Origin of the sequence: Ruegeria atlantica (genome assembly GCF_001458195.1) — a bacterium.
Lineage (GTDB): Bacteria > Pseudomonadota > Alphaproteobacteria > Rhodobacterales > Rhodobacteraceae > Ruegeria > Ruegeria atlantica.
In genome coordinates this window covers 69,991-95,708 of sequence record NZ_CYPU01000023.1, presented here as the reverse complement: position 1 = coordinate 95,708, position 25,718 = coordinate 69,991, and the positions used below count along the sequence as shown (strand labels likewise).

23 protein-coding genes and 1 pseudogene are annotated in these 25,718 nt (G+C 58.7%); 8 read left to right on the top strand and 16 right to left on the bottom strand.

Annotated features, from left to right (window positions below):
• Nucleotides 1-43: 43 nt before the first annotated feature.
• The 3 genes and pseudogenes from RUA4292_RS07155 to RUA4292_RS07145 all read left to right on the top strand — a co-directional run bounded on the left by RUA4292_RS07155 (nucleotide 44) and on the right by RUA4292_RS07145 (nucleotide 4,872).
• The gene (locus RUA4292_RS07155; RefSeq protein ID WP_058276972.1) at nucleotides 44-3,199 is read left to right on the top strand and encodes a valine--tRNA ligase; all 3,156 of its coding nucleotides are present in this window, start codon (nucleotides 44-46) and stop codon (nucleotides 3,197-3,199) included.
• Nucleotides 3,200-3,336: 137 nt separating this feature from the next.
• Nucleotides 3,337-4,500: a benzoate/H(+) symporter BenE family transporter gene (locus RUA4292_RS07150; protein ID WP_058276971.1), complete on the top strand. Its 1,164-nt coding sequence runs from the start codon at nucleotides 3,337-3,339 to the stop codon at nucleotides 4,498-4,500.
• Between the two features lie 39 nt (nucleotides 4,501-4,539).
• Nucleotides 4,540-4,872, top strand: a pseudogene (locus tag RUA4292_RS07145) (DnaJ family domain-containing protein).
• Here RUA4292_RS07145 and RUA4292_RS07140 read toward each other — a convergent pair.
• The 3 genes from RUA4292_RS07140 to RUA4292_RS07130 form a co-directional block, all read right to left on the bottom strand.
• Complete coding sequence (locus RUA4292_RS07140) at nucleotides 4,869-5,240, bottom strand: VOC family protein (RefSeq protein ID WP_058276970.1); 372 nt, start codon at nucleotides 5,238-5,240, stop codon at nucleotides 4,869-4,871. The pseudogene RUA4292_RS07145 and the gene RUA4292_RS07140 overlap by 4 nt on opposite strands.
• A complete protein-coding gene (locus tag RUA4292_RS07135) occupies nucleotides 5,237-6,019 on the bottom strand; it encodes a crotonase/enoyl-CoA hydratase family protein (protein ID WP_058276969.1) in 783 nt (260 codons plus the stop codon). Before RUA4292_RS07135 ends, RUA4292_RS07140 begins: the two co-directional genes overlap by 4 nt.
• Nucleotides 6,020-6,084: 65 nt before the next feature.
• A complete protein-coding gene (locus RUA4292_RS07130; protein WP_058276968.1) occupies nucleotides 6,085-7,155 on the bottom strand; it encodes an SMP-30/gluconolactonase/LRE family protein in 1,071 nt (356 codons plus the stop codon).
• 95 nt (nucleotides 7,156-7,250) lie between these two features.
• Between RUA4292_RS07130 and RUA4292_RS07125 the strand changes: the two genes are divergently transcribed.
• Entirely contained in the window at nucleotides 7,251-8,351 is a 1,101-nt protein-coding gene (locus RUA4292_RS07125) for a pyridoxal phosphate-dependent aminotransferase (protein ID WP_058276967.1), read from the top strand.
• Here RUA4292_RS07125 and RUA4292_RS07120 read toward each other — a convergent pair.
• The 6 genes from RUA4292_RS07120 to RUA4292_RS07095 all read right to left on the bottom strand — a co-directional run bounded on the left by RUA4292_RS07120 (nucleotide 8,348) and on the right by RUA4292_RS07095 (nucleotide 17,131).
• The gene (locus RUA4292_RS07120) at nucleotides 8,348-9,544 is read right to left on the bottom strand and encodes a pyridoxal-phosphate-dependent aminotransferase family protein (RefSeq protein WP_058276966.1); all 1,197 of its coding nucleotides are present in this window, start codon (nucleotides 9,542-9,544) and stop codon (nucleotides 8,348-8,350) included. The two genes, RUA4292_RS07125 and RUA4292_RS07120, sit on opposite strands and share 4 nt — an antisense overlap.
• Nucleotides 9,545-9,595: 51 nt before the next feature.
• Nucleotides 9,596-10,228 (bottom strand): bifunctional 4-hydroxy-2-oxoglutarate aldolase/2-dehydro-3-deoxy-phosphogluconate aldolase, encoded by a 633-nt coding sequence (gene eda / locus RUA4292_RS07115; protein ID WP_058276965.1) that lies wholly within the window; start codon nucleotides 10,226-10,228, stop codon nucleotides 9,596-9,598.
• A gap of 3 nt (nucleotides 10,229-10,231) precedes the next feature.
• Nucleotides 10,232-12,037 (bottom strand): phosphogluconate dehydratase, encoded by a 1,806-nt coding sequence (gene edd, locus RUA4292_RS07110; protein WP_233493377.1) that lies wholly within the window; start codon nucleotides 12,035-12,037, stop codon nucleotides 10,232-10,234.
• Nucleotides 12,038-12,039: 2 nt separating this feature from the next.
• A complete protein-coding gene (gene zwf, locus RUA4292_RS07105) occupies nucleotides 12,040-13,485 on the bottom strand; it encodes a glucose-6-phosphate dehydrogenase (protein ID WP_058276963.1) in 1,446 nt (481 codons plus the stop codon).
• A gap of 117 nt (nucleotides 13,486-13,602) precedes the next feature.
• A complete protein-coding gene (ptsP, locus tag RUA4292_RS07100) occupies nucleotides 13,603-15,846 on the bottom strand; it encodes a phosphoenolpyruvate--protein phosphotransferase (RefSeq protein ID WP_058276962.1) in 2,244 nt (747 codons plus the stop codon).
• 46 nt (nucleotides 15,847-15,892) lie between these two features.
• Nucleotides 15,893-17,131, bottom strand: a complete 1,239-nt coding sequence (locus RUA4292_RS07095) for an aspartate kinase (protein ID WP_058272246.1) — start codon at nucleotides 17,129-17,131, stop codon at nucleotides 15,893-15,895.
• Nucleotides 17,132-17,296: 165 nt separating this feature from the next.
• Between RUA4292_RS07095 and RUA4292_RS07090 the strand changes: the two genes are divergently transcribed.
• Nucleotides 17,297-17,650, top strand: coding sequence for a hypothetical protein (locus RUA4292_RS07090; protein ID WP_058276961.1), 354 nt, complete (start codon nucleotides 17,297-17,299; stop codon nucleotides 17,648-17,650).
• Here the strand turns inward: RUA4292_RS07090 and RUA4292_RS07085 are convergent.
• The 5 genes from RUA4292_RS07085 to RUA4292_RS07065 form a co-directional block, all read right to left on the bottom strand.
• Complete coding sequence (locus tag RUA4292_RS07085; protein WP_058276960.1) at nucleotides 17,644-18,282, bottom strand: SDR family NAD(P)-dependent oxidoreductase; 639 nt, start codon at nucleotides 18,280-18,282, stop codon at nucleotides 17,644-17,646. The two genes, RUA4292_RS07090 and RUA4292_RS07085, sit on opposite strands and share 7 nt — an antisense overlap.
• A 3-nt stretch (nucleotides 18,283-18,285) precedes the next feature.
• On the bottom strand, nucleotides 18,286-18,729 hold the full coding sequence (locus RUA4292_RS07080) for a DUF1178 family protein (protein WP_058276959.1): 444 nt from the start codon (nucleotides 18,727-18,729) through the stop codon (nucleotides 18,286-18,288).
• Between the two features lie 71 nt (nucleotides 18,730-18,800).
• Nucleotides 18,801-19,265 (bottom strand): NUDIX hydrolase, encoded by a 465-nt coding sequence (locus tag RUA4292_RS07075; RefSeq protein ID WP_058276958.1) that lies wholly within the window; start codon nucleotides 19,263-19,265, stop codon nucleotides 18,801-18,803.
• Nucleotides 19,266-19,389: 124 nt separating this feature from the next.
• Nucleotides 19,390-20,133, bottom strand: coding sequence for an EcsC family protein (locus tag RUA4292_RS07070; protein ID WP_058272251.1), 744 nt, complete (start codon nucleotides 20,131-20,133; stop codon nucleotides 19,390-19,392).
• Nucleotides 20,134-20,185: 52 nt separating this feature from the next.
• Nucleotides 20,186-20,680 carry a GNAT family N-acetyltransferase gene (locus tag RUA4292_RS07065; RefSeq protein WP_058276957.1) on the bottom strand — a complete coding sequence of 165 codons (495 nt, stop codon included), beginning with the start codon at nucleotides 20,678-20,680 and terminating at the stop codon, nucleotides 20,186-20,188.
• A gap of 71 nt (nucleotides 20,681-20,751) precedes the next feature.
• On the opposite strand from RUA4292_RS07065, the gene RUA4292_RS07060 reads away from it, so the two are divergent.
• The gene (locus tag RUA4292_RS07060; RefSeq protein WP_058276956.1) at nucleotides 20,752-21,357 is read left to right on the top strand and encodes a flavin reductase family protein; all 606 of its coding nucleotides are present in this window, start codon (nucleotides 20,752-20,754) and stop codon (nucleotides 21,355-21,357) included.
• Nucleotides 21,357-21,998 carry a CatB-related O-acetyltransferase gene (locus RUA4292_RS07055; protein WP_058276955.1) on the top strand — a complete coding sequence of 214 codons (642 nt, stop codon included), beginning with the start codon at nucleotides 21,357-21,359 and terminating at the stop codon, nucleotides 21,996-21,998. The genes RUA4292_RS07060 and RUA4292_RS07055 overlap by 1 nt, the downstream gene beginning before the upstream one ends.
• A gap of 29 nt (nucleotides 21,999-22,027) precedes the next feature.
• On the opposite strand, the gene RUA4292_RS07050 is transcribed toward RUA4292_RS07055, so the two are convergent.
• Complete coding sequence (locus tag RUA4292_RS07050; RefSeq protein WP_058276954.1) at nucleotides 22,028-23,662, bottom strand: SulP family inorganic anion transporter; 1,635 nt, start codon at nucleotides 23,660-23,662, stop codon at nucleotides 22,028-22,030.
• Between the two features lie 204 nt (nucleotides 23,663-23,866).
• Between RUA4292_RS07050 and RUA4292_RS07045 the strand changes: the two genes are divergently transcribed.
• Nucleotides 23,867-24,739 (top strand): S-methyl-5'-thioadenosine phosphorylase, encoded by an 873-nt coding sequence (locus tag RUA4292_RS07045; protein WP_058276953.1) that lies wholly within the window; start codon nucleotides 23,867-23,869, stop codon nucleotides 24,737-24,739.
• 9 nt (nucleotides 24,740-24,748) lie between these two features.
• Here RUA4292_RS07045 and RUA4292_RS07040 read toward each other — a convergent pair whose 3' ends face one another.
• On the bottom strand, nucleotides 24,749-25,606 hold the full coding sequence (locus tag RUA4292_RS07040; RefSeq protein WP_058276952.1) for an alpha/beta hydrolase: 858 nt from the start codon (nucleotides 25,604-25,606) through the stop codon (nucleotides 24,749-24,751).
• Between the last annotated feature and the right edge of the window lie 112 nt (nucleotides 25,607-25,718).

The window sequence follows — 25,718 nt, the reverse complement described above, 5'->3', positions numbered from 1 at the left end:
ATTGCAGGCGCTGACCCGAATTTGTTGACGCAGGACGCATCCAATGGCGATGGAAAAGACATTCAACGCGGCCGAGGCTGAGGCCCGCATTTATGAGGCCTGGGAACAGGCCGGGGCCTTCAAGGCAGGCGCGAACAGATCGCGCGACGAAAGCTTTACCATCATGATCCCGCCTCCCAACGTGACGGGCGCATTGCATGTGGGCCACGCGTTCAACAACACCTTGCAGGATATCCTGATCCGCTGGCACCGGATGCGCGGCTTCGACACGCTTTGGCAGCCCGGTCAGGACCATGCCGGTATCGCCACCCAGATGCAGGTCGAAAAGATGCTGGCCGCCACCCAACAGCCCAGCCGAAACGAGCTGGGACGCGAGGCTTTTCTGGACAAGGTCTGGGAATGGAAGGGCGAATACGGCGGCACGATCATCGAGCAGCTGAAACGTCTTGGCTCCTCCTGTGACTGGTCGCGCAACGCCTTCACCATGGCGGGCGCACCACGCGATCCGCGCACCGGGCATGAAAACTCGGCCAACTTCCACGACGCGGTCATCAAGGTCTTCGTCGACATGTATGAAAAGGGCCTGATCTATCGCGGCAAGCGGCTGGTCAACTGGGACCCGCATTTCGAGACCGCGATCTCGGATCTGGAAGTCGAGAATATCGAAGTCGCCGGCCACATGTGGAACTTCAAATACCCGCTGGCGGGCGGCGAAACCTACACCTATATCGAGAAGGATGAGGACGGGAACGTCGTTTTCGAAGAAGAACGCGATTACATTTCGATTGCCACGACCCGCCCCGAAACCATGCTGGGTGACGGCGCGGTTGCGGTTCATTCGTCGGATGAACGGTATGCGCCAATCGTTGGGAAACTCTGCGAAATTCCGGTTGGCCCGAAAGAGCACCGCCGTCAAATCCCGATCATCACCGATGAATACCCCGATCCCGATTTCGGCTCGGGTGCGGTGAAGATCACAGGCGCGCATGACTTTAACGACAACCTGGTCGCCAAGCGCGGCGGCATTCCGATGTACCGCCTGATGGATACCAAAGGCGCGATGCGGGCCGATGGCGCGCCCTACGCCGAAGAGGCGGGCAAGGCGCAGGAATACGCACGCGGGCGTCAGTTTACCGAGAACGAGATCGACGCGATCAACCTTGTCCCCGATCACCTGCGCGGTCTCGACCGGTTTGAGGCGCGCGCGAAAGTGGTGGAAGAGATTAACGCCGACGGTCTGGCCGTGATGACCCGTGCGGATGATCCAGTTCTGGGCACCAAGCTGGGCGAAGATGACGACCCGGCTGCACTGGTGCCGCTGGTCGAGAGCAAACCGATCATGCAGCCCTTCGGCGACCGCTCGAAAGTTGTGATCGAGCCAATGTTCACCGATCAGTGGTTCGTGGATGCCGAAAAGATCGTCGGCCCCGCGCTGGATGCGGTGAAGGACGGAACGGTCAAGATCATCCCTGAGTCGGGCGAGAAGACCTATTACCACTGGCTGGAAAACATCGAGCCCTGGTGCATCTCGCGCCAGTTGTGGTGGGGGCACCAGATACCGGTTTGGTATGGTCTCGACCTGTCCGCAGAAGACTTCATCGATGACGAAGATGATGGTGACCTGGATCTGGTTGAACTGGGCCGGTTGCTGAATGAAGGTGGCATGCTGCACCGTGGCAATGTCATGGAATGCGCAACCAGCTTGGATGCAGTCACCGAGAAGTTCCTGGACGACAACGCCAACATTCCCAGCCCGCTGAGCCACGCAACAGTTGTGGAAGTTGCAGACAAATATGAGGCGATCCATCGGTTTGCTGAAAGTCTCGCTCAGTATGCGGTCGAACAAGACCCAACCAAACTGATCTATCCGGTCTGGCGCGACCCCGACGTCCTCGACACCTGGTTCTCCTCCGGCCTATGGCCGATCGGCACGCTGGGATGGCCCGAACAGACCGAAGAGATGGAGCGCTATTTCCCAACTGATGTGCTCATCACCGGCGCAGATATCCTGTTTTTCTGGGTCGCCCGGATGATGATGATGCAACTGGCCGTGGTAAACGAGATACCGTTCCATACCGTCTACCTGCACCAGCTCGTTCGCGACGAGAAGGGCAAGAAGATGTCCAAGACCACCGGCAACGTCATCGACCCGCTGGAAATCGTGGACGAATTCGGCGCCGACGCGCTGCGCTTTACCAACGCTTCGATGGCGGCAATTGGCGGCGTGCTGAAGCTGTCCCGTGAACGCATCACCGGTTACCGCAACTTCGGTACCAAACTGTGGAACGCCGTTCGCTTTGCCGAAATGAACGAGGTCTTTACCGACGCCGTCCCTCAACTGGATGTGGCTGACCTGAAGCCCAAAGCTGCGGTGAACCGCTGGATCATCGGCGAAACCGCACGTGTGCGGGAAGAGGTCGACGCGGCGCTGGAAAGCTATCGCTTCAACGACGCGGCCAACGGGCTTTATGCCTTTGTCTGGGGTAAGGTTTGCGACTGGTACGTGGAGCTGTCCAAGCCACTGCTGCAAGGGCACGATGCCGAGGCTCAGGCCGAAACCCGCGCCACGATGCGTTGGGTTCTGGACCAATGCATGGTCCTGCTGCACCCGATCATGCCGTTCATCACCGAAGAGCTGTGGGGCTTGACCGGCGACCGCGCCAAAATGGTCGTCCACGCCGACTGGCCAACCTACGCCGCCGCTGATCTGATCGATGCCGATGCTGATCTTGAGATGAACTGGGTGATTTCGGTGATCGAAAACACCCGCTCGGCCCGTGCACAGATGCGGGTTCCAGCCGGCCTCTATGTGCCGATGCTGGTGACCGAGATCGACGCCAATGGCCAAGCCGCGTGGGACCGCAACGAGGCGCTGATTAAACGTCTGGCGCGGATCGACAGCCTGACCAAAGCGGATGAGCTGCCTAAAGGTACGATCTCGATTGCCGCCCCCGGCGCATCTTTCGGCCTGCCGCTGGCGGATATCATCGATATCGGAGCGGAAAAGGAACGGTTGGAGAAAGCCAAGGGCAAGCTGGCCAAGGAATTGGGCGGTCTGCGCGGACGTCTGAACAACCCCAAATTCGTGGCCTCGGCCCCGGAAGAGGTCGTCGCGGAAGCCAAAGCCAACCTTGCCGCCCGCGAAGAAGAAGAGGCGAAACTGAACGAGGCCCTCGCCCGTTTGGCCGAAATCGCCTGATCCTCGTCTTTTCGCAAATACTCAAAATCTAACACCCGCCGCTCACCCGGCGGGTTTTTTTGTGCGGTGACGCATTTCACCTTGTTTCTATCCGCTTGCGATTGTTAGCAATCTCTGCAGACAACTCCGAGGAAGTCATGGCGCGCCCTTTCCCTCCTGTGCAGACAATTTCGACCGGGCTTGTGGTGGCGGTCGTTGGGTTTTTCAGCTCTTTCCCGATTGTGCTGCAGGGCCTTATTGCAATGGGCGCCTCGGAGGCTGAGGCGGCCTCTGGTTTGATGATGGCCGCGGTTGCAATGGGGGTGACGGCGATTGTGGTCAGCCTTTGGTACCGGCAGCCGATCAGCGTGGCATGGTCAACACCTGGTGCCGCCCTGCTGGCGGTTTCGGCGACCCCATTGGTCGGGTTTTCTGATGCAGTTGGTGCATTTCTTTGCGCCGGAGCTCTGACTGTTGTTGCCGGAATGTGGCGCCCGCTTGGACGGCTTGCGGCCGCTATCCCGACAACACTTGCACAGGCCATGCTGGGCGGGGTTTTGCTGCCCTTGTGCATCATTCCGTTCAAGGCGGCAGTTGAGCTGCCCTGGCAAGCGCTGCCGATCATTTTGACGTGGTTTATCGCCGGGCGGATCAATCGTCTGATTGCGGTTCCTGCCGCAGTGGTCGCTGCGGCAATCGTCGTTGTATTGAACGCCGGTGACGGTTCGGTCCGACCCGAGCATCTGGTCGCCGCCCCCGTCTGGACCATTCCGACATTCTCGATCGCATCGGCGATCGGGATCGGTATCCCCCTGTTCATCGTCACCATGGCTACGCAAAACATACCCGGCATCGCCGTCATGCGCAGCTTTGGGTATACGCCAATTGCTGGAAAGCTGTTCTCTGCCGTCGGAGGAGCCAGTATTCTGTCTGCCCCCTTTGGCGCTCCGGCCACGTGCCTTGCCGCGATTACCGCTGCGATGTGTTCAAACGAAGACAGCTACCCGGACCCGAACCAGCGTTACTGGTCAGCGGTTATGGCAGGCCTATTTTACTGCGTATTTGGCGTCTTTGCCGTGGCAATCACCGGGTTCGCGGCCCACGCGGACCCATTGCTCATGGGTACACTGACCGGCATTGCCCTGATTGGTGTGATGGCAAATGCGACCTTTGCTGCATTAGAGGTTCCCGCCGAACGCGAAGCGGCGATTCTGACATTCGCCATAACCGCATCAGGAATCACCGTCTTCGGCCTGGGCGCTGCAGTCTGGGGTTTGGCCGCAGGTGGTATCGCCTATCTGGTTACCAACCGATCCAGATGACAGCTTTCCCCCGCTGTGCTGGTCGGGTACTACGAACCTATGTTTGGATCGCTCGGAAAACTGGTCGAACGCCAGATCAAAAAGGCGCAAGCCGAAGGTCAGCTAGAGGGGCTGGAAGGCGAAGGCCAGCCGCTGCCTGACCGTTCGTCCGAGGCTCAGACCGATCCGGCCGTCGCCGCCGGTCATCGGATCATGGCGCAAGCGGGCGTTCTACCCGAAGAGTTCAGCATCAAGAAAGAACTAGATGCCGCTCGCTAAACCTATGCGTCGCAGTCCGATGCTGACGAGCGTAAGGTGATTATGGCTAAGATCGCCGAGCTTGAGATGCGATACAATATGGCCCGTGATGCACGATGGGCTTTTATGCGTTAATTATCGGGCGCAAATGCCCTGCTTGACACGGAAATCGAGTTTCCCGACGGATCCTTGGCATTCGCGAAACTGTAGCCGTCCGCCGTGTGGATCGAACCAAATTTCAGCCCGTGCTGCGCGGCTTGTCTGCAAAACCCGGCAACGTCCGCGACATCAAAAACGATTTTGACCGCCGCTTGCCCCTGACGGGCGGCCTTGCTGGCCGGATGCAACAACAGGCGCAGCCCGTCACCGTCAGGCACAAGCTCTACAATCCGGTCCCCTTTGAGTCGGCGCGCTACATAGCCAAAATGCGTCTCATAGAAATGCACCATCTTGTCGATATCCTTGGCGTCCAGGATCAATCGTGTGACAGGTGCCGAGATCATTTGAACTCTGGCTTGCGACCTTGCGAATTCGCCGCAATGACCTCCATCTGGTCAGGCTTGCCGATCAGTTCCGCCTGCTCTGATGACTCCTCCAGCAGCACCTCTGTGCGAGGTTTGGCTTCCGCAACCTCGATCAGGCGCTTGGCCGCGCGGATGGCCGAAGGGCTTTGGCCCGCGATGTCTTCGGCCAAGGCCAATGCCTCGGTCAGTGGGTCGTCCGACAGTTTGGTGACCAGCCCCCAGTCCGCCGCCTGCGCGGCACCGATGGGGCGGGCCGAATAGGTCAACAGGCGTAAGACGTCCGACCGGACCAGCTTGGGCAGCAGAACCATCCCGCCCATGTCGGGGATCAGACCCCACTTTATCTCCATCACGGCGAGTTTAGACTCGGGGTGTGCTATCCGGATGTCAGCGCCCAGCGCAAGTTGCAAACCGCCGCCATAAGCAACACCCTGAATGGCACAAATGACGGGAACGGGCACGCGTTGCCAAACCAAGGCAACTTCCTGCACTTCATTGGCGTCGTTGTGGCTGCGGGTCATCAACCATTCGGTCGGGTCCGTTTGCGCCATGCTCGCAAAGCTGGCCATGTCCAGACCCGCGCAAAAGCTTTTGCCTTCACCCGACAGCACCACCGCACGGGCATCCGAGGCAGCGACCTCCTGCCCCGCAGAAATGACGGCCTTTATCATCGCATCATCCAGCGCATTCATCTTGTCGCCGCGCGTCAGAGTTACGTGCGCGATGTGGTTTTTGTATTCGACGGATACACGTGACATCTCAGGCCTCTCAATTCCGGTTAGGGGTACAATGCCCCGATGGATCGGGCAGTTCCACCTCAACGTTAGTGCAGATTTGACGCAGGCATGCGCCCGAACCAGGGCGAATCCAATGTCATGACGTAGAAATGTCCCCCAGCCACCTTGCCACCCGTGGTGATGCCCAACCGACCCCCGGGGTCTTGCAAGGTCTGCAGGATGTTCCCGTCGCCGTCAAACTGCACCATCATCCCGCGATGGATCGGCGCAGGCCGCACCGTCGGCCCCAGTCGCCAGATCACCTTGCGCAAGAACGGGTATGGCATCAGTGCCTCGCTTGGCACGCGCGGGCTGGCAAAGGCCATCCAATACGTGCCATCGCCCTGTGCCTCGATGTTGTCCGGATAACCGGGCAGATTGTCCATCAGGACCTCTTGCTGCCCGGCCTTCGGGCCGGTCAGCCAAAGCTTGTGCACCCGGGCGCGCCCGGTTTCAGCGATCAGCAGAAAATCCTCACCCGGCGACAACGCGACGCCGTTCGTATAGACAAAGCCTTCGGCCAGTTTCTCGGTCGTGCCATCGGGCGCGTGGCGGGCAACGTAACCTGTGTCCGATTGCTCCCAGATGGTCAGTACCGAGGTCGGTTTGGTCCCGCCCATCGTTTCGGGATCGAACCGATCGGACGAGTTTGAAAAATAGATCGTCCCATCCTGCGCCACGTCCAATTGATTTGCATAGATCACCGGCGCGCCGTTTATCTCGGACACCACTGGCTGCAGCGTACCGGGGCCGGTCCATCGCATGATGCCTCGGAAGCTGTCGGCGATGTAAAGCACCCCATCCGGACCGACCGTCAGCCCCAAGGGCCGACCGCCGAGGTCGTCAACTTTCACCGGGTCCTCGTCGTCTATTCGGTACAGAGCCCCGGACAAGCTGGTCGTATAGACGAAGCCGTCGGGCATGATGGCAATGTCTTCGGGGCCTTTCTCGCCGTCAGGCAACGAGATCAGCTCCAGCTGGTCCAACGCATTGTTCTCCGCAAAGTCACCAGTAAAACCCGGTGCTTCGGGCGGGGTCCATGCCACCGGTTCAACCGGGACCGGCCAGAAAACCAGATAGGCAAGACCGACAATCAACAAGCCCAAAACAATGCGCATGCGCGCTCCTCCCTTTAATCGTTACGTGAACAATGCGGAGCAGCATCCTGCAACGCAAGCTTGCCTGTCGTATGACCTTACGTTTATCTGCCCCCATGACAGAGCCACGCTATACCCCGCTTGCCCAATCCCTGCCTGCAACCGTGCCTTTTGTTGGCCCCGAAACGCAGGAACGCCTGCGTGGCGCGCCATTTGTGGCGCGGCTGGGCGCAAATGAAAGCGTGTTTGGACCCTCTCCGCACGCCATAGCGGCAATGGCAGAAACGGGGATCTGGATGTATGGCGATCCGGAAAACCACGATCTGCGCGCCGCATTGGCGGATCACCATGGAGTCGGGTCGGAAAACATCGTGGTTGGCGAAGGCATTGACGGGCTGTTGGGTTACCTGGTGCGGCTACTGGTCGGATCCGGAGACGCGGTCGTCACCTCAGACGGGGCATACCCGACTTTCAACTACCATGTGGCTGGGTTCGGCGGAATGCTCCACAAAGTGCCGTATCGCGACGACCACGAAGACCCTGCTGCCCTGTTTGCCAAGGCGGGTGATGTGGATGCCAAGCTGGTTTATCTGGCCAATCCTGACAACCCGATGGGTAGCTGGCATTCCGGAGCGGATATCGTGGCAACGCTAAACGATCTGCCTGATGGGTGCTTGCTTGTATTGGACGAGGCCTATGTGGAATGTGCGCCTGCAGGCACCGCCGCCGCTGTGGCAGCAGATGATCCGCGGGTGATCCGGATGCGGACTTTCTCCAAGGTATATGGCATGGCGGGCGCGCGGGTTGGCTATGCCATCGGCGCCCCCGGCCTGATTTCGGCCTTCAACAAGGTGCGCAACCATTTCGGAATGAACCGAGCCGCGCAGGCCGGTGCGCTGGCCGCACTGAAGGATGCCGAGTGGCTAAATCATGTTCAGACCAAGATTACCGAAGCGCGTGATCGGATCAGCCAGATTGCCCGCAAGAACGGGTTGGAGCCCCTTCCTTCGGCAACCAATTTCGTCGCCATTGATTGCGGGCAGGATGGGACCTTTGCAAAGGCTGTTTTGGACTCGCTGGTCGCGCAGGGCATATTCGTGCGAATGCCCTTTGCCGCGCCGCAAAATCGGTGCATCCGCGTAAGCTGCGGTGAAGCGGCCGATTTGGATGCCTTTGCCGCAGCGTTGCCAAAAGCGCTTGCAGAGGCACGGCGTTAGGTCTTCGACGCAAGCACCGCAGCTGCAGCCTCTAACGCGCCTTTACCGCGAGGGATATCCAGCGCGGCCATGGCTGTTTCTACACCGCCCAAAGTTGCCATAACCATCTGGCCGTTGATGTGACCCATATGGCCAAGGCGGAAGCATCCTTCCCAGTCGTCCATCCCCAGACCAATGCCAAGGGTCAAGCCCAGTTGGTTTTCAGAAAACTTGCGTAATGGTGTGCCGCGTCCCTCGGTCAGTCGCAAGGCGGTGACAGCATGGCTGCGATGTTGACGCTCCGCAACATTCAGATGCAACGCGTCACCTTGCGCCCAGGTTTCACATGCTTCCCAGATGGCCGTGGCTAGCCTCTCGTGACGCGCCCAAACCTGTTCCATCCCCTCGGCATGGATCATGTCTAAGGCCGCGCGCAAACCGTAGAGGTGATGGGTCGGCGCGGTGCCGTTGAAATACTGATAGAACAGCTCGGGGTTGGATCGTGGCTGCCAGTCCCAATACTGCGAAACACGTGGCATAGCGGCCCGTTTGGCCTGTGCCTTGTCATTGAAAAAGACAAAGCCGGTGCCAGCGGGTGTCATCAGCCCCTTCTGACAAGCCGTGACAGTAACATCGACGCCCCAGGCATCCATTTCGAACCGGTCACACCCCATCGAGGCAATGCAATCCGCCATCAAAAGCGCCGGGTGCCCCAAATCGTCCAACAAGGCACGTAGTGCTGGAATGTCGTTCCGGATTGAGCTTGAGGTGTCCACATGAACGGCCAGTACCGCCTTGATCATGTGGGCTTTGTCGTCACGCAATGCCTCGGCAATACGGTCAAAATCCCAGGCCGAGGACGAGCCGAAGTCGATCAATTGAACGTTGGCGTCGATACCCTCGGCCATCTCGGCCCAGCCATGGGTAAATCGGCCAGATGCGGGGGCTAGAACCGTTTCACCGGGTGCGATGACGTTGGACAGCGCGGCTTCCCACGTGCCGTGGCCGTTAGAGATATAGATAGCAACATTATGCTCGGTCCGCGCCATGCGACACAGATCGCGGGTCAGCGACGGCATCATCTCGATCAGCTCGCCTTCGTAGATATTCGGTGACGGGCGGTGCATGGCTTGCAACACCGCGTCTGGAATGACCGAAGGTCCTGGAATCGCCAGATATTCGCGCCCTTGCGCCAGGGAAATGGAGTTTTTCATGGGATCAACCTGTATGAATTGATGCCCACCCTAGCGCAGCTTTAAGCGGCGTCAATCCATCAGCTTGGAGGCCGCGCGCGCAAGGTTTTCGATACCGGCCCAATCCCCATCAATGACCATCTTTTTCGGCGCAACCCAGCTTCCGCCCGCGCAAACCACATTGGACAAGGACAGGTAATCCTTTGCATTTTCGGGCGACACACCACCGGTCGGGCAAAACTTGATTTGCGGCAACGGCGCGCCGATCGCCTTCAACGCCGGTGCACCACCCGATGCTTCGGCCGGGAAGAACTTGAGCATGTCATAGCCCTTTTCCAACAGACGCATCGCCTCACTGGCTGTGGCGGCGCCGGGCAACAAGGGCAGGCCTTCGGCCTCGCAGGCCGCGATCAGAATGTCGGTGGCACCGGGCGAGACCCCGAATTGCGCGCCTGCCTCTTTCGCGGCGCGCACATCTTCGGGCGTCACCAAAGTTCCTGCGCCGACGACGCCGCCCGGCACATCCGCCATCGCGCGGATCGCGTCCAACGCGGCGGGTGTGCGCAGAGTAACCTCAAGCGCGGGGAGGCCACCTGCGACAAGCGCCTCGGCCAAAGAGCGCGCCTGAGCCGCGTTATCGACGACAAGGACAGGAACAATGGGCGCAAGTGCGCAGATTTCACGCGTGCGTTGGGTTTTGGACATGGGTCAAACTCCGAAAATACTGGCGCCGGTGTCTGCTGATCCGACATTTTGGCGGAAGGTAGCGAAAAGGTCACGCCCCACGCCGTGTTGGTTGGCCGAAAGATCAGCAGTGGCAGGGGCACGGTCCAGAACCCCGGGGGTCAGAATCTCCAACTCACCCTTCACCGCATCGACGCGCAAGATGTCGCCATCCTGCAGGTAAGCGATCGGCCCGCCATCCAGCGCCTCGGGGCAGACATGGATCGCCGCAGGGACTTTGCCGGACGCGCCGGACATACGACCATCGGTTACAAGCGCCACCTTTTGCCCACGGCCCTGCAAGATCGACAGGATCGGTGTCAGCGAGTGAAGCTCGGGCATGCCATTTGCTTTGGGTCCCTGGAACCGGACAACAACGATGACGTCGCCGGTGAACTCTCCGGCCTTGAACGCGGCTTTTGCTTCCTCCTGATCATGGAACACGCGTACAGGCGCTTCGACAACCTGATGTTCCGGGGCGACGGCCGAAACCTTCATCACGCCGGTGCCCAAATTGCCAGTCAGGCGCGACAACCCACCAGTGGGTTGGAACGGATCTTTCGCCGGGCGGACGATTTTTTCGTTCAGGCTGTGGCCAGCCCCGTCTTCCCAAACCAGCTCACCGTTCTTCAGCTTCGGTTCTTTGGTATAATTCTGCAGACCCTGCCCCGCGACGGTCAGAGTGTCAGGGTGCAGCAGCCCGTCTTCCAGTAGCGTTCCAATGCAGTACCCAAGACCACCCGCTGCGTGGAAGTGGTTCACGTCTGCCAGACCGTTCGGATAAACCCGCGCAACCAGAGGCACCACGGCGGAAATGTCAGAAAAATCCTGCCAATCCAGTACGATACCACCTGCGCGCGCCATTGCGATCAAATGGATCAGCAGGTTGGTCGACCCACCCGTGGCCATCAGACCCACGATGCCGTTCACAAACGCCCGCTCATCCAGTACCTGATAGAATGGTGTATAGTGGTTGCGCAGCGCACTCAGCGACAGGGCTCGGCGCGCGCCTTCCTCGGTCAGCGCATCCCGCAGAGGCGTATTGGGATTCACAAAGCTGGAGCCTGGCAGGTGCAGGCCCATAAATTCCATCAGCATCTGATTGGTGTTCGCGGTGCCATAAAAAGTACAAGTGCCCGGTCCGTGATACGCGGCCATTTCAGCGGCCATAAGCTCGTCACGGCCGATCTCTCCTGCGGCAAATTTCTGGCGAATCTTGGCTTTTTCATCGTTGGGCAGACCGCTGGTCATCGGTCCGGCTGGCAGGAACACAGCGGGCAGGTGGCCGAACGCCTGTGCGCCGATAATCAAACCGGGTACGATCTTGTCACAGACGCCCAGGAAAACGGCCGCATCGTAGGTGTTATGGCTCAGCGCCACTCCGGTCGCCAGGGCAATGACGTCACGCGAAAACAGAGACAACTCCATCCCCGCCTCGCCTTGGGTGACACCGTCACACATGGCTGGCACGCCACCCGCAACTTGTGCAGTGCCACCTGCGGCTCGGATCGCATCGCGGATCAGGCCGGGATATCGCTCAAACGGCTGGTGGGCAGAAAGCATGTCGTTATAGGCGGTGACGATGCCCAGATTACCGGCCGTATCAGTGGCCATAGCTTGCTGGTCCTCACCCGCACCGGCATAGGCATGGGCTTGACCGCTGCAAGACAAATGCGCGCGCGCCGGTCCCTTGGATCGGGCATGTTCCATACGCTCAATATGCGGGCCGCGCAGTTCGGCGCTGCGGTCGATAATGCGTTGAGTGACGTCAGTGATGGCTGAATGTACCATGATTACCCTCCGATCTGACGCCAGCGGCGCCCATCGCGATGCATCAGCATCAGCGCTTCTTCTGGGCCGGAACTGCCCTGATCATATTTCGCGGGGCGATCTCCACGCTCTTCCCAACTGTGAATAATGGGATCAACCCAGGCCCAGGCGGCTTCGGCTTCGTCGCCGCGCATGAACAGGGTTTGATCGCCGCGAATGACATCCATAACCAGACGTTCATATGCATCTGGCGATTGCGCCTCATCCCCAAGCGCCTCGGCAAAACTCATGTCCAGTGCAACATCTGACAGGCGGAACCCGCCCTGCCCCGGTTCTTTAATCGTTGTTCGCAGGGTAATACCTTCGTCCGGTTGCAGGCGGATCACCAGCACGTTGCCGTGCAGCGGGCCGACATTGGGGAAGATCGTATGCGGCGGATCCCGGAAAAACACCGCGATTTCGGATTCGCGAGCCCGCAGGCGTTTTCCAGTTCGCAAATAGAACGGCACACTGGCCCAGCGCCAGTTGCCGATATGGGCCTTAAGAGCGATGTAGCTTTCGGTGCGGCTCGCGGGGTTGCCAACATGATCCAAGTAACCGTCGCCAACTTTGCTCGAACGATACTGGCCGCGTGCGATGTCAGACGGCGCAACGGGCTCCAGCGCTTCGATCACCTTGACCTTCTCGTCACGCACGGCGTTGGGCGAAAATTTGGACGGAGGTTCCATCGCAGTCAGGCACAAGAGCTGAACCAGATGGTTCTGCACCATGTCCCGCATTGCACCGGACTGATCGTAATAGGCTCCGCGCCCTTCGACGCCAACGGTCTCTCCCACTGTAATCTGAACATGATCGACATGCGTCGCGTTCCAGAGAGGTTCGAACAGGGAATTGGCAAAGCGCAGCGCCATCAGGTTCTGCACCGTTTCCTTTCCCAAATAGTGGTCGATCCGATATATCTGATGTTCTTCAAAGCAGGCTCGCAGCCCGGAGTTCAGCGCCTGGGCCGAGGCGAGGTCGTGGCCAAAGGGTTTTTCGACCACGATACGGCTGTCGGGCGTCGCCATGCCATGATCGCTGAGCCTTTTTGCGATACCGGAGAAAAGGCTGGGGCCAACTGACAGATAAAACGCGCGTACAACGTCAGGACGCAAGCTATTGGCAAGGTCTTTCCAGCCGGAGTCTCCCAGTGCGTCAACGGGAACATATTCAACATGGCTCAGAAACTGATCCAGAACGTCCTTTTTGAACGCAGGCGCAAATTCTTTCATCGAGGCGCGTATTTGGTCCCGGAACCCGTCGCTGTCCATGTCGGACCGCGCCGTGCCGATGATCTTTGCGTCTTCGGGCATCTGGCCAACTTCGAACCGGTGATAGAGCCCGGGCAAGATCTTGCGCTGCGCCAGATCGCCGGTCGCGCCGAATAGCACCAGATCAAACGGGTCTACCGGGATTACGCGTGAAACCATCTATGGGCTCCTTCAAATCTGCTGGCATCACTCAGGCGCAGTTATCACTGGTCCCTGTGATGCAAGCATTGTTATCGCTAACATTCAGGCACTGAATAGGGAAGCGCAACTGGAAAATCAACCCTGATTCCTTAACCACTCCATTACCGAGGATCGAACTGTTTGATCTCCACGATGGCGGGCGTCAGCGATGATCTTACGCAGTGACTGCAGGTCAGCGCGCAACAACACGCTTTTGACCGGGCCAATCGACGCCGGGCGCATGGATAAAGTCCGAATACCCATGGCTGCGAGACAAAGCGCCTCAACCGGTCGCCCGGCATCCTCGCCACAGAAAGACAACGGCGTGTTCGAGATATTGCAGCGCTCGACAATCCGTTCGATGAAGGAGAGGAAGCTGACATTCAGCGTGTCATAGCGTCGGCGAACCAGCTCGTTTTCGCGGTCAGCGGCAAAAAAGAACTGTTTCAGGTCGTTGCCCCCGATCGAGACGAAATCAACCTCGTCAAAGAACTTCTGCGGGGCAAAGGCGAGAGACGGCGTTTCCAGCATTGCGCCAACTTCGATCGATTCTGGCAGCACATGACCAAGGCGCTTTTCGCGTTCGATGGTCTTGTTCACTTCCCAACGTGCCTCCCGGTATTCTTCGGCCTGCGCCACAAACGGGAACATGATTGTCAAAGGCCGCCCATTGGCCGCACGCATCAACGCCTGCAACTGCATCCGCATAACGCCGCGCTTGTCCAGACCAACGCGAATAGCGCGCCAGCCCAAAGCCGGGTTGGGCTCTTCGACGTGCTTCATGTAGGGCAGAACTTTGTCCGACCCGATATCCAGTGTGCGGAACACCACGCGCATGTCGCCAGCAGCATCCATGACGCGCTGATATTGTGTCACAAGCTCGGACCGCTTGGGCATCTGATTGCGGATCAGGAACTGAAGCTCGGTGCGGAATAAGCCCACACCCTCGGCCCCAGAATTGCCCAGCGACGGCAGATCCGCCATCAGGCCCGCGTTCATAACCAGATTGATCCGTTCACCATCGCGCGTCACTGTCGGAGTATCGCGGATCGAGGCATAGCGTTCCTGCGCTTTGGCCTGCATTGCGATTTTATCGCGAAACGCGGAGACAACTGTATCTTCCGGACGCAGTTGGACCATACCCTGATCGCCATCGACCAGAATATGATCTCCGTTCAACGCCTCGGTCGTGATGTGCCCAACGTGAACCACCAGTGGAATTGCCAGGGCGCGAGCCACAATCGTTGCGTGGCTACCGACCGAGCCTTCCTCAAGAACGATCCCTTTCAACGAACGACCATATTCCAACAGATCCCCAGGCCCGATATTTCGGGCAACCAGGATCGGATCCGGTGGCAGGTCGGCCCCGTTGGTGCCCCCCTGCCCGGTCAGAATGCGCAGCAGCCGGTTGCTGAGGTCATCCAGATCTGCCAGCCGTTCCCGCAGATAGGGGTCGGTAACCTGCCCCATGCGCGCCCGCGCCTGCGATTGCTCTTTCTCAACTGCCGCTTCGGCGCTAAGGCCTAGGGCAATGTCCTCTTCCATCCGACGCATCCAACCTTTCGAGTTGGCAAACATCCGATAGGCTTCCAGAACCTGCAATTGTTCCTTGTCACCGCCCTGCGAAATCTCAAGCATCTTGTCGACGCCCACGCGCAGCTCATCCACGGCCTCGTTCAGACGTTCACGTTCGCGGTGGGGATCGTCAGCAATCGGGTTGGTGACGACAACACGGGGTTCATGCAACCAGACATGCCCTTCGGCAGATCCTTCCTGTGCCGGTCCCCCCTCAAATTGCACCGATTGCTGGTGCCGGGGTGAAAGCGCTGCGCCCTCGCCCACAAAGGCACCAAGCTCGGTCATCTCGGCCAGAACCATGGCGACCACTTCCAACGCATAGACCTCGTCAGCAGAATACACGCGCGCTTCACGGGATTGCACGACCAGTACGCCCAGCTTTTCACCCAAACGCTGGATCGGCACCCCGATGAAGGACGAGAACCTCTCTTCGCCGGTTTCTGGCATGTACCGAAACCCTTTGGTCGAAGGCGCGTCTGCAGTATTCACGACCTTGCCGGATTGCGCGACATGACCCACAAGGCCTTCACCCAACCGCATACGTGTTTTGTGAACCGCCTCTGGCGACAACCCTTCAGTCGCGCAAAGCTCAAGGGTGTCGGCATCCCGGAACAGGTAGACCGAGCACACCTCGGCTCGAATACTGTCGGCAATAAGATGCGTGATCCGGTCAAGGCGTTCCTGACCGGCGGCTTCGCTCGCCATCTCTTCGCGCAGCCGCCCCAGCAGCTTGCGGGATTCAGTTTCGGTGCCTTCCGCCATATCCCACCCAAATTACGGAATCAGGCGAGACCTTTAGCTGAAATGCTCAGGCCGCCTTGTCCAATTCAAAGGCATCATGCAGTGCCTGAACAGCAAGTTCCATGTATTTCCTGTCGACGAGGACGGAAATTTTTATCTCAGAGGTTGTAATGACCTTGATGTTGATCCCCTCATCCGAGAGTATCTTGAACATCTTGGCCGCCACGCCCGACTGCGAGCGCATACCGATCCCCACAACCGAGACCTTGCAGACATCCTGATCCGCGACCAGTTCGGCGTAGTTCAGCTCGCCCGCGTCCTTGATTGCCAGCAAGGCCTGTTCGGCGCGGGCCACCTGATCGGTGGGGCAGGAAAAGGTCATGTCCGTGCGCCCTTCGTCCGAGATGTTCTGCACGATCATATCGACATTCACGCCCGCGTCGCTGAGCGCGGTAAAGATGATCGACGCGATGCCCGGGCGGTCAGCCACCGAGACAACAGTCATCTTGGCTTCGTCGCGGGAATAGGCCACACCGGCCACAACATTGGATTCCATGATATCCTCCTCATCGCAGACCAGCGTACCGGCCTCGTCGGATTGTTCCTCAAAGCTTGAAAGAACGCGCAGTTTTACCTTGTAGCGCATCGCCAATTCGACTGAGCGGGTCTGCAGCACCTTTGCCCCCAGCGAGGCCAATTCCAGCATTTCCTCGAACGAAATGCGGTCCAGCTTGCGTGCCTTCTCGCAGATGCGCGGGTCCGTGGTATAGACACCATCAACGTCCGTGTAGATGTCGCACCGCTCGGCACCGAAGGCGGCGGCAAACGCGACGGCGGTGGTGTCTGACCCACCCCGGCCCAAGGTCGTGATACGGCCTTCTGGGCTGATGCCCTGAAACCCGGCGACGACGGCAACCTTCATGCCCTCGCCAAACTTCTGGTTCAGGTTATCGGTCGGAATTTCTTCGATCCGGGCCTGGCTGTGGGCGCTGGTGGTCATCAGCGGAACCTGCCAGCCCTGCCAGCTCCGGGCCGGGACATCCATTTCCTGCAACGTCAACGCCATCAGGCCAGCGGTAATATTCTCACCCGAGGACACGACGGCATCATATTCCCGCGCATCGTACAACGGTGATGTTTCATCGACCCAGCCCACAAGCTCGTTTGTCTTGCCGGACATGGCCGAGACGATGACGATCACGTCATAGCCCTTCGCCACTTCGACGCCGATGCGCTTGGCTGCGCGGCGGATACGGTCAAGGTTGGCAACCGAAGTGCCGCCAAATTTCATCACGAGTAAGGGCATGGGGGCAAGTGTCTCCGCGCCTTGGATTTCTGGTCTCGTGCGTCTTATGCGAGGGGGGCCGCTAGGGCAAGAGTTCAAAACCGGTCGGATGGCCGCATCTGACCGCTTTACAACCGACACAGAGGCTGTCAGCCTGCATCCCGAAATTATTCCCAGAGGTTATCCATGTTCCGCGTTGCCGCAACCCTCGCCCTTTTGTCTTCATCCGCCGTTGCGCAGGTCTCTACGCTGGCTGCAACCGACGGCAAGAATGCTTTGGGCACGGTGCCCTGTGCCAAGGCCGGTGCAGCGCTAAGCAACTGCCACGCCGAGCTGCGACACCATGACGACGGGACCACGACCCTGGCAGTGGGACTGGGCGGCGCCGAAGTACGCAGCATCTATTTCACCGATGGCGTACCGACCTCCAGCAGCTCACCTGCCCGGATCAGCCATGAAACGCGGGGAGACTTGACGGTGGTCTTCATCGATCCGGATGAAGTTTACGAAATCCCCACGGCAGCTTTGAAACGTCAATAAGCGTGCGGCTGACCGTCCCAGGTTTCAAAACACCCGGTTGTGGCAAGTGACAATGCCCCAAAGCGGTCAAGCAGCCCGTCGGCAGCCTGATCAACAGTGATCGCAGCCTGAATGCCCCCCATATCCGTCTGTACCCAACCCGGATGATAGATACCCACGGCGACGCCATCCGCGCGCAGATCCGTCGCCAGATTGCGCCCCAGATTCAGGGCCGCCGCCTTGGACGCGCGATAGATATAGCTGCCACCGGGCGCGCGTGTGTGCGACGCCATCTGCGACGACAGGATCACAACTTTGCCTTGCGCTACCTGAAGATTGGGCAAAAGCGCCTGCACGGTTAAAAACACGCCCGTGACGTTGGTCGCAAAACTCTGCGCCCACATGTCGGCCGGATAGCCGTCTATGCCGTGGCCTTTGTCCAAATAGACCCCGGCGTTGCAGATCAACAGATCAACCGGACGACCCGTAAGCCCTTGTGCCATGGCGGCCTGCTGTTTCGGATCAGTCACATCCAGTACAAGCTGCGCACTGGAATCCCGTGCGGTTCCGGTAACGTCCTGGCCCTGGGCGCGATAACGATCTGCCAGAGCTTGCCCAATTCCGCGATTAGCCCCGGTGATAACGATATGCATGGGTCAGTTCGTTTTACGGGTGGGAAGAAATGGAAGCGGCGAAACCGGCACGCCGTCTTCGATCAGCGCTTTGGCTTCATCGGGCTTGGCTTCGCCATAAATCGCGCGTTCGGGCGCATCGCCCAAATGGATCTTACGCGCTTCTTTGGCAAAATCCTTACCGACATAGTCCGAGTTTTCCTCGACCTTGCGGCGCAGATCGGCCAGCACCTTCTCGATATCTGGCGACTGGGTCGCGACATCCACCTGTTTGCTTTGTGGTTCAGTTGTCTGAGCATTGCGAGCCGGACGAACGCGAGGGGTCATGATAGCCTTATCTACTTGCGCGTCACCACACACAACGCAGCTCACCATACCTGCGGAGGCGAGTTTGTCGTAAGCGGCGGCCGATTGAAACCAACTGTCAAATGTATGGTCGCGGCTGCATTTCAGCGAATATTGAATCATGGTCCGTCCATTTTCCGGTAGGCAAATAGATACCGACAGACATGGCAAGATCAAGCCCTTCGCAAGGCGAGTCAGTGTAGAATCGGGCCAAGACGGCGTAACAAAAGGGACAGTTCCCGCGATTTCACCAGAGAGGCCGCTTTTTTAGGCGAAACCCACTTTCGCTTTCGTTGGGCCTGTTCAGGAAATTCAGTCGCAATCGACGTAACACAGAGGGGAAAGACATCCACCAGACACAATACGGGGTTCGTACTGGAGCGGGGTTTCAAATATGAGAAACGACCCATCGGATTGTTTGCGCAATTGCCTTTAACCCCAGCCTCTTCCCAAGCTTCTCGTCTGGCGGTTTGCGACGGTGTCATATCCTCGATCAGCCAGCCCTTCGGTATGATCCAGCGCTTGGATTTGCGCGTTGTTATCAGCAAAACCCTGAGCTTTCCGTGTTTGATGCGATAGCACAGGGCTGCCGATTGATGCTTAAGCCGCAGGTGCTGTTCGCTTCCCCGCAGACACGTCGGTTGCCTCGCACCGATCACGCCTCACCACCTTTCAAACTGCTTTCATCCTCAATCGCCGACCTTTGAGGTTTTTATACATTTAGCGGCCGGCTGGGGTCAGAATACCATATGGTGCGGTTTCTTCCAAGCATTTAGGCCGGTTTCAAACGCGGGCAGCCAGCTTCCGAACCAGATCTTCATGCGGGATATCGGCATCGATTGCCAGTCGCCGCAGCCCAAAGTGAACTCGGGCCACCTGCTGATAGTACCGGGTGTAGACGTAGTTCGTACCACCACCTGCGATCGCACCCAGAACTGGTATCGATTGCGCCGCCAGCTTCTGGCCCAGTACAATGGACAGACGCGGCGCTACCGCTGAAATTAGCTTTTGCATCGCTGGGCCAGTCAACGTCAGGCGGACCGAAAAGAAGCCCAGATCTGCGCCATCGTCAAAAGACAGTGGTCCGGCTGCAGACAGGACCCGAACGCAATCAAATTTGACGCCTTCCTCGGACGGATCGAATCCTTCGCGGAACGCCGCACCCTGAATGGCACGCAATAGCATGGCCGTTGTTGCAGGCAATTCCATCAGGGCAGTCGACACGCCACCCATGCCACCGGCCGCCCCCATCGCCGTTGCGACAGCCGTGTTCACCCATGGTTTTTGATCCGGAACGGCGCGACGCGAACCCTCGGCTGCGTGCATCGCTAGCCAAAGCGCCTGCTCTGTGGCCCCTGTCAGCCCCTCCCGCACAGATACAGGAAGTTGTTCCAGTAGCGATTCCGCCGACCCCCCCAAACTGTTCAACAGTTTAACGCCGGGACCTCCGGCGGTTCTGTAATACTTGGCCAACCGATCCAATTCGGCATCGGTATCCAGCTTTTCGACTAGAAGCACGTCCTGCATATAAGCCCTCCTGACGTTAAACATCGGGGCTGAACGGCAGGGTTTCAATAGCTCAGCGCGTCCAGCGGGTCACCTCGCCACGCACATTCAACCATTCACCGGGGCTCAATTCCGCGCCTAAGACCCGGTCTGGGTTTGTTGGCGGGGGCATTTCCACACCGGAAAGTCGTGTGAACCCGAAACGCGCATAATAAGGCGCATCGCCCACCAGCATCGCCCTTTGCCAGCCTATTTCGCGACCGGCCTCAAGCCCCTGATGGATCAGGAATCCCCCCAAACCTTCGCCTTGATGGGTCGGGTGCACCGCCACGGGGCCCAGCAACAAAGCGTCGTGATCGCCCACATGCACGGGCCAGAAACGGATCGCCCCGGCCAGAATGCCCTGCCCGTCGCGCGCAACAAGCGAAAGGCCCGACACGGGTGGAACATCATCGCGCAGACGATACGAGGACAGCGCCTCACGCCCCGGCGCAAAGCACAGGTCGTAAAGTGCCTCGACCTCCCACCAATCATCCGGCTCTTCCGGCCTGATCACGAACTGCTGCACCCTGCCCTCTTTTCCTAGCTGGCAATCGCCCTAGCACTTCGGTACGCCTTGGGCAAACGCTTGGAGATCTTATGTTCTATCGCCCCGAAGACGGCCACGGCCTGCCGCACAACCCATTCAACGCCATTATCACGCCGCGGCCGATTGGCTGGATCTCGACACGTGACAAGGATGGCGTCAACAATCTGGCGCCCTATTCGTTTTTCAACGGGGTTGCATATACGCCGCCGCAGGTCATGTTCGCCTCAACCGGAACCAAACACGATCAGGACGGCACAAAAGACAGCCTCGCCAATATCGAGGCCACCGGGGCGTTCTGCGTCAACGTTGTGGCCCATGCACATCGGGATGCGATGAACGCAAGCTCAGCTGGTCTTCCCAAGGACGTGGACGAATTCGGTCATGCCGGGCTTTCGCCGGTAGAATGCGAAACCATCCCCTGCGCCCGGATCGATGGGGCTCCGGCAGCGCTGGAATGCAAGCTAACCCAGATCGTGTCCCTTCCAGGCGAGGCCAATCGGGTGGTGTTCGGAGAAGTAACCGGCGTACATCTGCGCGACGATTGCCTGAAAGACGGCATGTTCGACGTCACGACATTCCAACCACTGGCAAGGCTTGGGTACCGGGACTATTCAGTGGTCACCGAGCTGTTCAGCCTTTCAAGACCGGATGACTAATGCCGCTTCCTGACCCCTTGCGCAGATACCCGATCACGTTCCCTGATGGCTCTGATCACAAGGGCACGGTTTTCCTGTCTGAAGCGATTGACCATCCCAGGTTTCAGGCCGGAGAATACAGCTACGCATCGGATTTTGAGCCGTCAGACGATTGGGCGCAACGACTTGCCCCCTACCTGTTTCCGTTTTCGCAAGAAAAGCTGGTGCTGGGGAAGTTCTGTCAGATCGCCCATGGCGTACGTTTCCTCACATCATCGGCCAATCATTCAATGGATGGATTGACGTGCTTTCCGTTTCCAGTGTTTGACCCGGACGGAATGACCGGGTTTCAGCCGGACACGCGCGACACTCTCATCGGCCACGATGTCTGGATTGGCTATGGCGCAATGATCCTGCCCGGTGCGCAGATCGGTTCGGGGGCAATTATTGGTGCCGGGTCTGTTGTTCGCGGAAACGTACCGCCCTATGCGATCATCACCGGAAACCCTGCCGAAGTGCGGCGGTTCCGGTTCGAAAAGGACACCATCGACCGGCTTTTAGCATTGAACTGGTGGGATTGGCCCGCCGAGAAGATCGCCGAAGCCGAAGAGGCGCTTATGTCCGGTAATATTGAAGAATTGGAACGGATTGCTCCAAAGTAAAAGGCGGCCGAAGTGGCCGCCTTTTGCAATCAATGCCCGCCCAGCACACCCGTGCGGACCGAGTAATCGACGGCCAGTTCGTAGTCCGGGTCATCGTCGCTATCGACCATAAGGTGGCCGGCCTTGTTCAGCAGTTTGTGGCAATCCCGGCTGAGGTGGCGCAGCATGACGCGTTTGCCCGCAGCCTCGTATTTTCCAGCGATGTTCTCGATGGCTTGCAGCGCGGATTGATCCACGACGCGGCTTTCGGCAAAGTCCACGATTACAGTGTCAGGGTCGTTCTGAATATCAAACAGTTCAATGAATCCGTCGGACGAACCAAAGAACAAAGGCCCCTGAATCTCATAGACTTTTGCGCCCTCTTCCGTGGCCGAGTCCCGCGTGACTGCGTGAATGCGTTTAGCATTGTTCCAGGCATAGGCCAGCGCCGAGACAATCACACCGACAACCACGGCAACCGCAAGGTCTTCCATCACGGTCACAACAGTCACCAGAACAATGACGAACGCATCCATCAGGGGCACCTTGCGCATGATCTTGAACGAATTCCAGGCAAAGGTCCCAATCACCACCATGAACATCACACCAACCAGCGCGGCCAGCGGAATCTGCTCAATCAGCGGTGCCGCGAACAAGATGAACACCAACAAGAACAGGGCCGCAGCAATCCCGGCGATGCGGGTACGACCGCCGGATTTTACATTGATCATCGACTGACCGATCATCGCACAACCGCCCATGCCGCCGAAGAATCCAGTAGCTACATTGGACACACCCTGCGCAATGCATTCTTGCGAGGCCCCTCCGCGCTTGCCGGTGATTTCACCAACGAGGTTCAGGGTCAGCAGGGATTCAATCAAGCCGATGGCGGCCAGAATGACAGCGTAAGGCAGGATGATCTCAAAGGTTTCCCAGTTCAGCGGCACCATCGGGATGTGAAACGCCGGCAGGCCGCCCTCAATTGAGGCCAGATCACCAACACGCGGCACATCAAGTCCAAAACCAATCACCAGCGCAGCCACAACAAAAATCCCGGCCAATGGTGCGGGCACGATACGCGTGATACGCGGCATGACCCAGATAACGGCCATCGTCAGGGCAACCAGACCCAACATCGTGTAAAGCTGCAGGCCCGACAGCCATTCGCCACCGCTTAGGCCGTGGCCGGTGTTTTCCATGGTGCCCGGAACCTTGAACTGACCCATCTGGGCCAGAAAAATCACGATGGCCAGACCATTCACAAACCCCAGCATCACCGGATGCGGCACCAGTCGTATGAACCGGCCCCAATGCATCGCGCCTGCAATGACCTGCAAAATACCCATCAGAACCACGGTTGCGAACAGGTATTCCACCCCGTGTTCAGCCACCAACGCCACCATCACAACAGCCAGAGCGCCGGTTGCGCCGGAGATCATGCCCGGCCGACCACCGATCAGCGCCGTAATCAAGCCCACCATAAACGCGGCATACAGTCCGACCAACGGGTGCACACCTGCGACAAAGGCAAACGCCACCGCCTCAGGGACCAGCGCCAGCGCAACGGTCAGACCAGACAACAGCTCAATCCGCAGGCGCGAGACGGTCAGCCCCTCATCCGGCATCCAGCGGAGATCAGGTTTGGCTATACGATTGGCAAAGCTTGCCAGCATGGCTCGGGGCATGAGACGTCCTGTGGGGTTGTTTGTTCGCGCGAAAGATGCCTTTTACCTGTCATATCTGACATTAGATACTGCACCCACCGGGACCCTGATATGCGCAAACCGCATAGCTGGCAAGCAAGTTACACAAACCCTTGAACCCACTTGCCAAACCCGCAACGGCCACGCAGAAATTCCCAGACAGTTTTTTTCTTGTGGAGAGCAGCCATGACCCAAACCAAAATCGCCATCATCGGCGGATCAGGCATTTACGACATCGACGGTTTGGAAAATGCGGAATGGGTCACGGTCGAAACCCCATGGGGCGATCCTTCGGATCAGATCCTGACGGGATCACTGAATGGCGTTGAGATGGCCTTTCTGCCTCGTCACGGGCGCGGCCACGTGCATTCCCCTACTGAAGTGCCTTACCGCTCAAATATCGACGCGCTGAAGCGACTGGGCGTGACGGATGTGATCTCGGTTTCGGCCTGCGGATCGTTTCGCGAGCACATGGCGCCGGGCGATTTCGTGATCGTCGATCAGTTCATCGACCGGACGTTTGCGCGCGAGAAGAGCTTTTTTGGCACCGGCTGCGTCGCCCATGTCAGTGTTGCGCACCCCACCTGCCCGCGCCTGTCGGCCGCGTGTGAGACTGCCGGTCGCGCGGCAGGAATAACCACCCATCGCGGCGGCACCTATCTTGCGATGGAGGGGCCGCAATTCTCGACACTGGCGGAATCCAAGATGTACCGCGAACACTGGGGCTGCGACGTAATCGGCATGACCAACATGCCCGAGGCCAAACTAGCCCGCGAGGCCGAGCTTTGCTATGCCTCGATCTCGATGGTCACCGATTACGACAGCTGGCATCCGGACCACGGCGAGGTGGACGTCAGCGCCATCATCGCCACACTAACCGGCAATGCCGAGAAAGGCCGTGCGCTTGTCAAAGGTCTGCCCGATCTGCTGGGCGCTGATCGCGCGCCCTGCCCTCATGGCTGCGACCGGGCACTGGAATATGCCATCCTGACCGCACCGGAGAAACGTGATCCCACCGTGTTGGCAAAATTGGATGCTGTTGCTGGTCGGATTCTCTGACCGGCAACTTTAGTTGGCTGGCAAAGACTGTTGAACCTGATCCCACAATCCGTGCGACCAGAGGTCGTTGTGTGTGCCGTCCGGGATGACATAGATCTGCGCCGTCTCCCCGGCCATCGCGGCCAAAGCTTCGCCGTGATGCAATGGAACCGTTTCATCCTCGGTCCCGTGGAAGATCAAAGTCGGAACGGTGACGTTCCCGATCAAATCACGGGTCGCGAACTGATCCCGCATCAGGGCATGTACAGGAAGCCAGGGATATCTTTCCGCCGCAACGTCCACTGTGGCAGTAAAGGGTGCCTCAAGCACCAGCAGCCGTGCATTTGGGCGTTGTTCAGCCACCGCGGTCGCAACGGCTGTTCCAAGACTTTGGCCGTGCAACACAACGTCCGCGCCTTGGCGGTCCAGCTGGTCATACATCTGGATTCCGTCGGAAATCAGCGCCATCTCGGACGGTTCACCCTCGCTGCCCGGGTAGCCGCGATAGCTGGGGGCCAACAGGCCAAATCCACTGTTGAGGATCTCTCTCATCCGGTCGGCCCGATCTCCCAGATTACCGGTTTGGCCGTGAAAGAACAAAACCGTCGGCGCGCCATCGGTCGCAGGCGGGGCGGACCACGCAGTCAACGTGACACCATCGGACATCGTTAGGGAGACAGGATCAACATCGGCCAACCCCACGGAATTGGGCGCGGGCAATTCGCCCTCGGGTTTGAACAACAGCGATTGCTGGTTCACATACATGTACCCCACGATGCCCGCGTAGATTACTGCAAAGACCGGCACCAAAAGGATCAGCACGCCCTTTACACGAGCAAGCCGCGAGTGGTTGGTTTCAGGTGCGCTGGTTTGATCTGCTTGAATCATCAGTCTCTCCGAAGCATTGCGTCCGGTCCAACGTTGGTGGCGCACGAACTTGTTTCAAGCGGAACGGTGCACACTTAATTCAATCTTAAAACTTGTTGCCGCGTTGCAAGAC

Bases quoted from the DNA above. Each gene is read 5' to 3' on its own strand.
- RUA4292_RS07140 (WP_058276970.1), bottom strand. From the start codon at position 5,240: ATGATCTCGGCACCTGTCACACGATTGATCCTGGACGCCAAGGATATC.
- RUA4292_RS07040 (WP_058276952.1), bottom strand. From the start codon at position 25,606: ATGATTCAAGCAGATCAAACCAGCGCACCTGAAACCAACCACTCGCGG.
- RUA4292_RS07050 (WP_058276954.1), bottom strand. From the start codon at position 23,662: ATGCCCCGAGCCATGCTGGCAAGCTTTGCCAATCGTATAGCCAAACCT.
- RUA4292_RS07085 (WP_058276960.1), bottom strand. From the start codon at position 18,282: ATGCATATCGTTATCACCGGGGCTAATCGCGGAATTGGGCAAGCTCTG.
- RUA4292_RS07125 (WP_058276967.1), top strand. From the start codon at position 7,251: ATGACAGAGCCACGCTATACCCCGCTTGCCCAATCCCTGCCTGCAACC.
- RUA4292_RS07070 (WP_058272251.1), bottom strand. From the start codon at position 20,133: ATGCAGGACGTGCTTCTAGTCGAAAAGCTGGATACCGATGCCGAATTG.
- RUA4292_RS07080 (WP_058276959.1), bottom strand. From the start codon at position 18,729: ATGATTCAATATTCGCTGAAATGCAGCCGCGACCATACATTTGACAGT.
- RUA4292_RS07045 (WP_058276953.1), top strand. From the start codon at position 23,867: ATGACCCAAACCAAAATCGCCATCATCGGCGGATCAGGCATTTACGAC.
- RUA4292_RS07055 (WP_058276955.1), top strand. From the start codon at position 21,357: ATGCCGCTTCCTGACCCCTTGCGCAGATACCCGATCACGTTCCCTGAT.
- edd (WP_233493377.1), bottom strand. From the start codon at position 12,037: ATGGTACATTCAGCCATCACTGACGTCACTCAACGCATTATCGACCGC.
- RUA4292_RS07090 (WP_058276961.1), top strand. From the start codon at position 17,297: ATGTTCCGCGTTGCCGCAACCCTCGCCCTTTTGTCTTCATCCGCCGTT.
- RUA4292_RS07120 (WP_058276966.1), bottom strand. From the start codon at position 9,544: ATGAAAAACTCCATTTCCCTGGCGCAAGGGCGCGAATATCTGGCGATT.
- ptsP (WP_058276962.1), bottom strand. From the start codon at position 15,846: ATGGCGGAAGGCACCGAAACTGAATCCCGCAAGCTGCTGGGGCGGCTG.
- RUA4292_RS07135 (WP_058276969.1), bottom strand. From the start codon at position 6,019: ATGTCACGTGTATCCGTCGAATACAAAAACCACATCGCGCACGTAACT.
- RUA4292_RS07155 (WP_058276972.1), top strand. From the start codon at position 44: ATGGCGATGGAAAAGACATTCAACGCGGCCGAGGCTGAGGCCCGCATT.
- RUA4292_RS07060 (WP_058276956.1), top strand. From the start codon at position 20,752: ATGTTCTATCGCCCCGAAGACGGCCACGGCCTGCCGCACAACCCATTC.
- RUA4292_RS07150 (WP_058276971.1), top strand. From the start codon at position 3,337: ATGGCGCGCCCTTTCCCTCCTGTGCAGACAATTTCGACCGGGCTTGTG.
- zwf (WP_058276963.1), bottom strand. From the start codon at position 13,485: ATGGTTTCACGCGTAATCCCGGTAGACCCGTTTGATCTGGTGCTATTC.
- RUA4292_RS07095 (WP_058272246.1), bottom strand. From the start codon at position 17,131: ATGCCCTTACTCGTGATGAAATTTGGCGGCACTTCGGTTGCCAACCTT.
- RUA4292_RS07130 (WP_058276968.1), bottom strand. From the start codon at position 7,155: ATGCGCATTGTTTTGGGCTTGTTGATTGTCGGTCTTGCCTATCTGGTT.
- eda (WP_058276965.1), bottom strand. From the start codon at position 10,228: ATGTCCAAAACCCAACGCACGCGTGAAATCTGCGCACTTGCGCCCATT.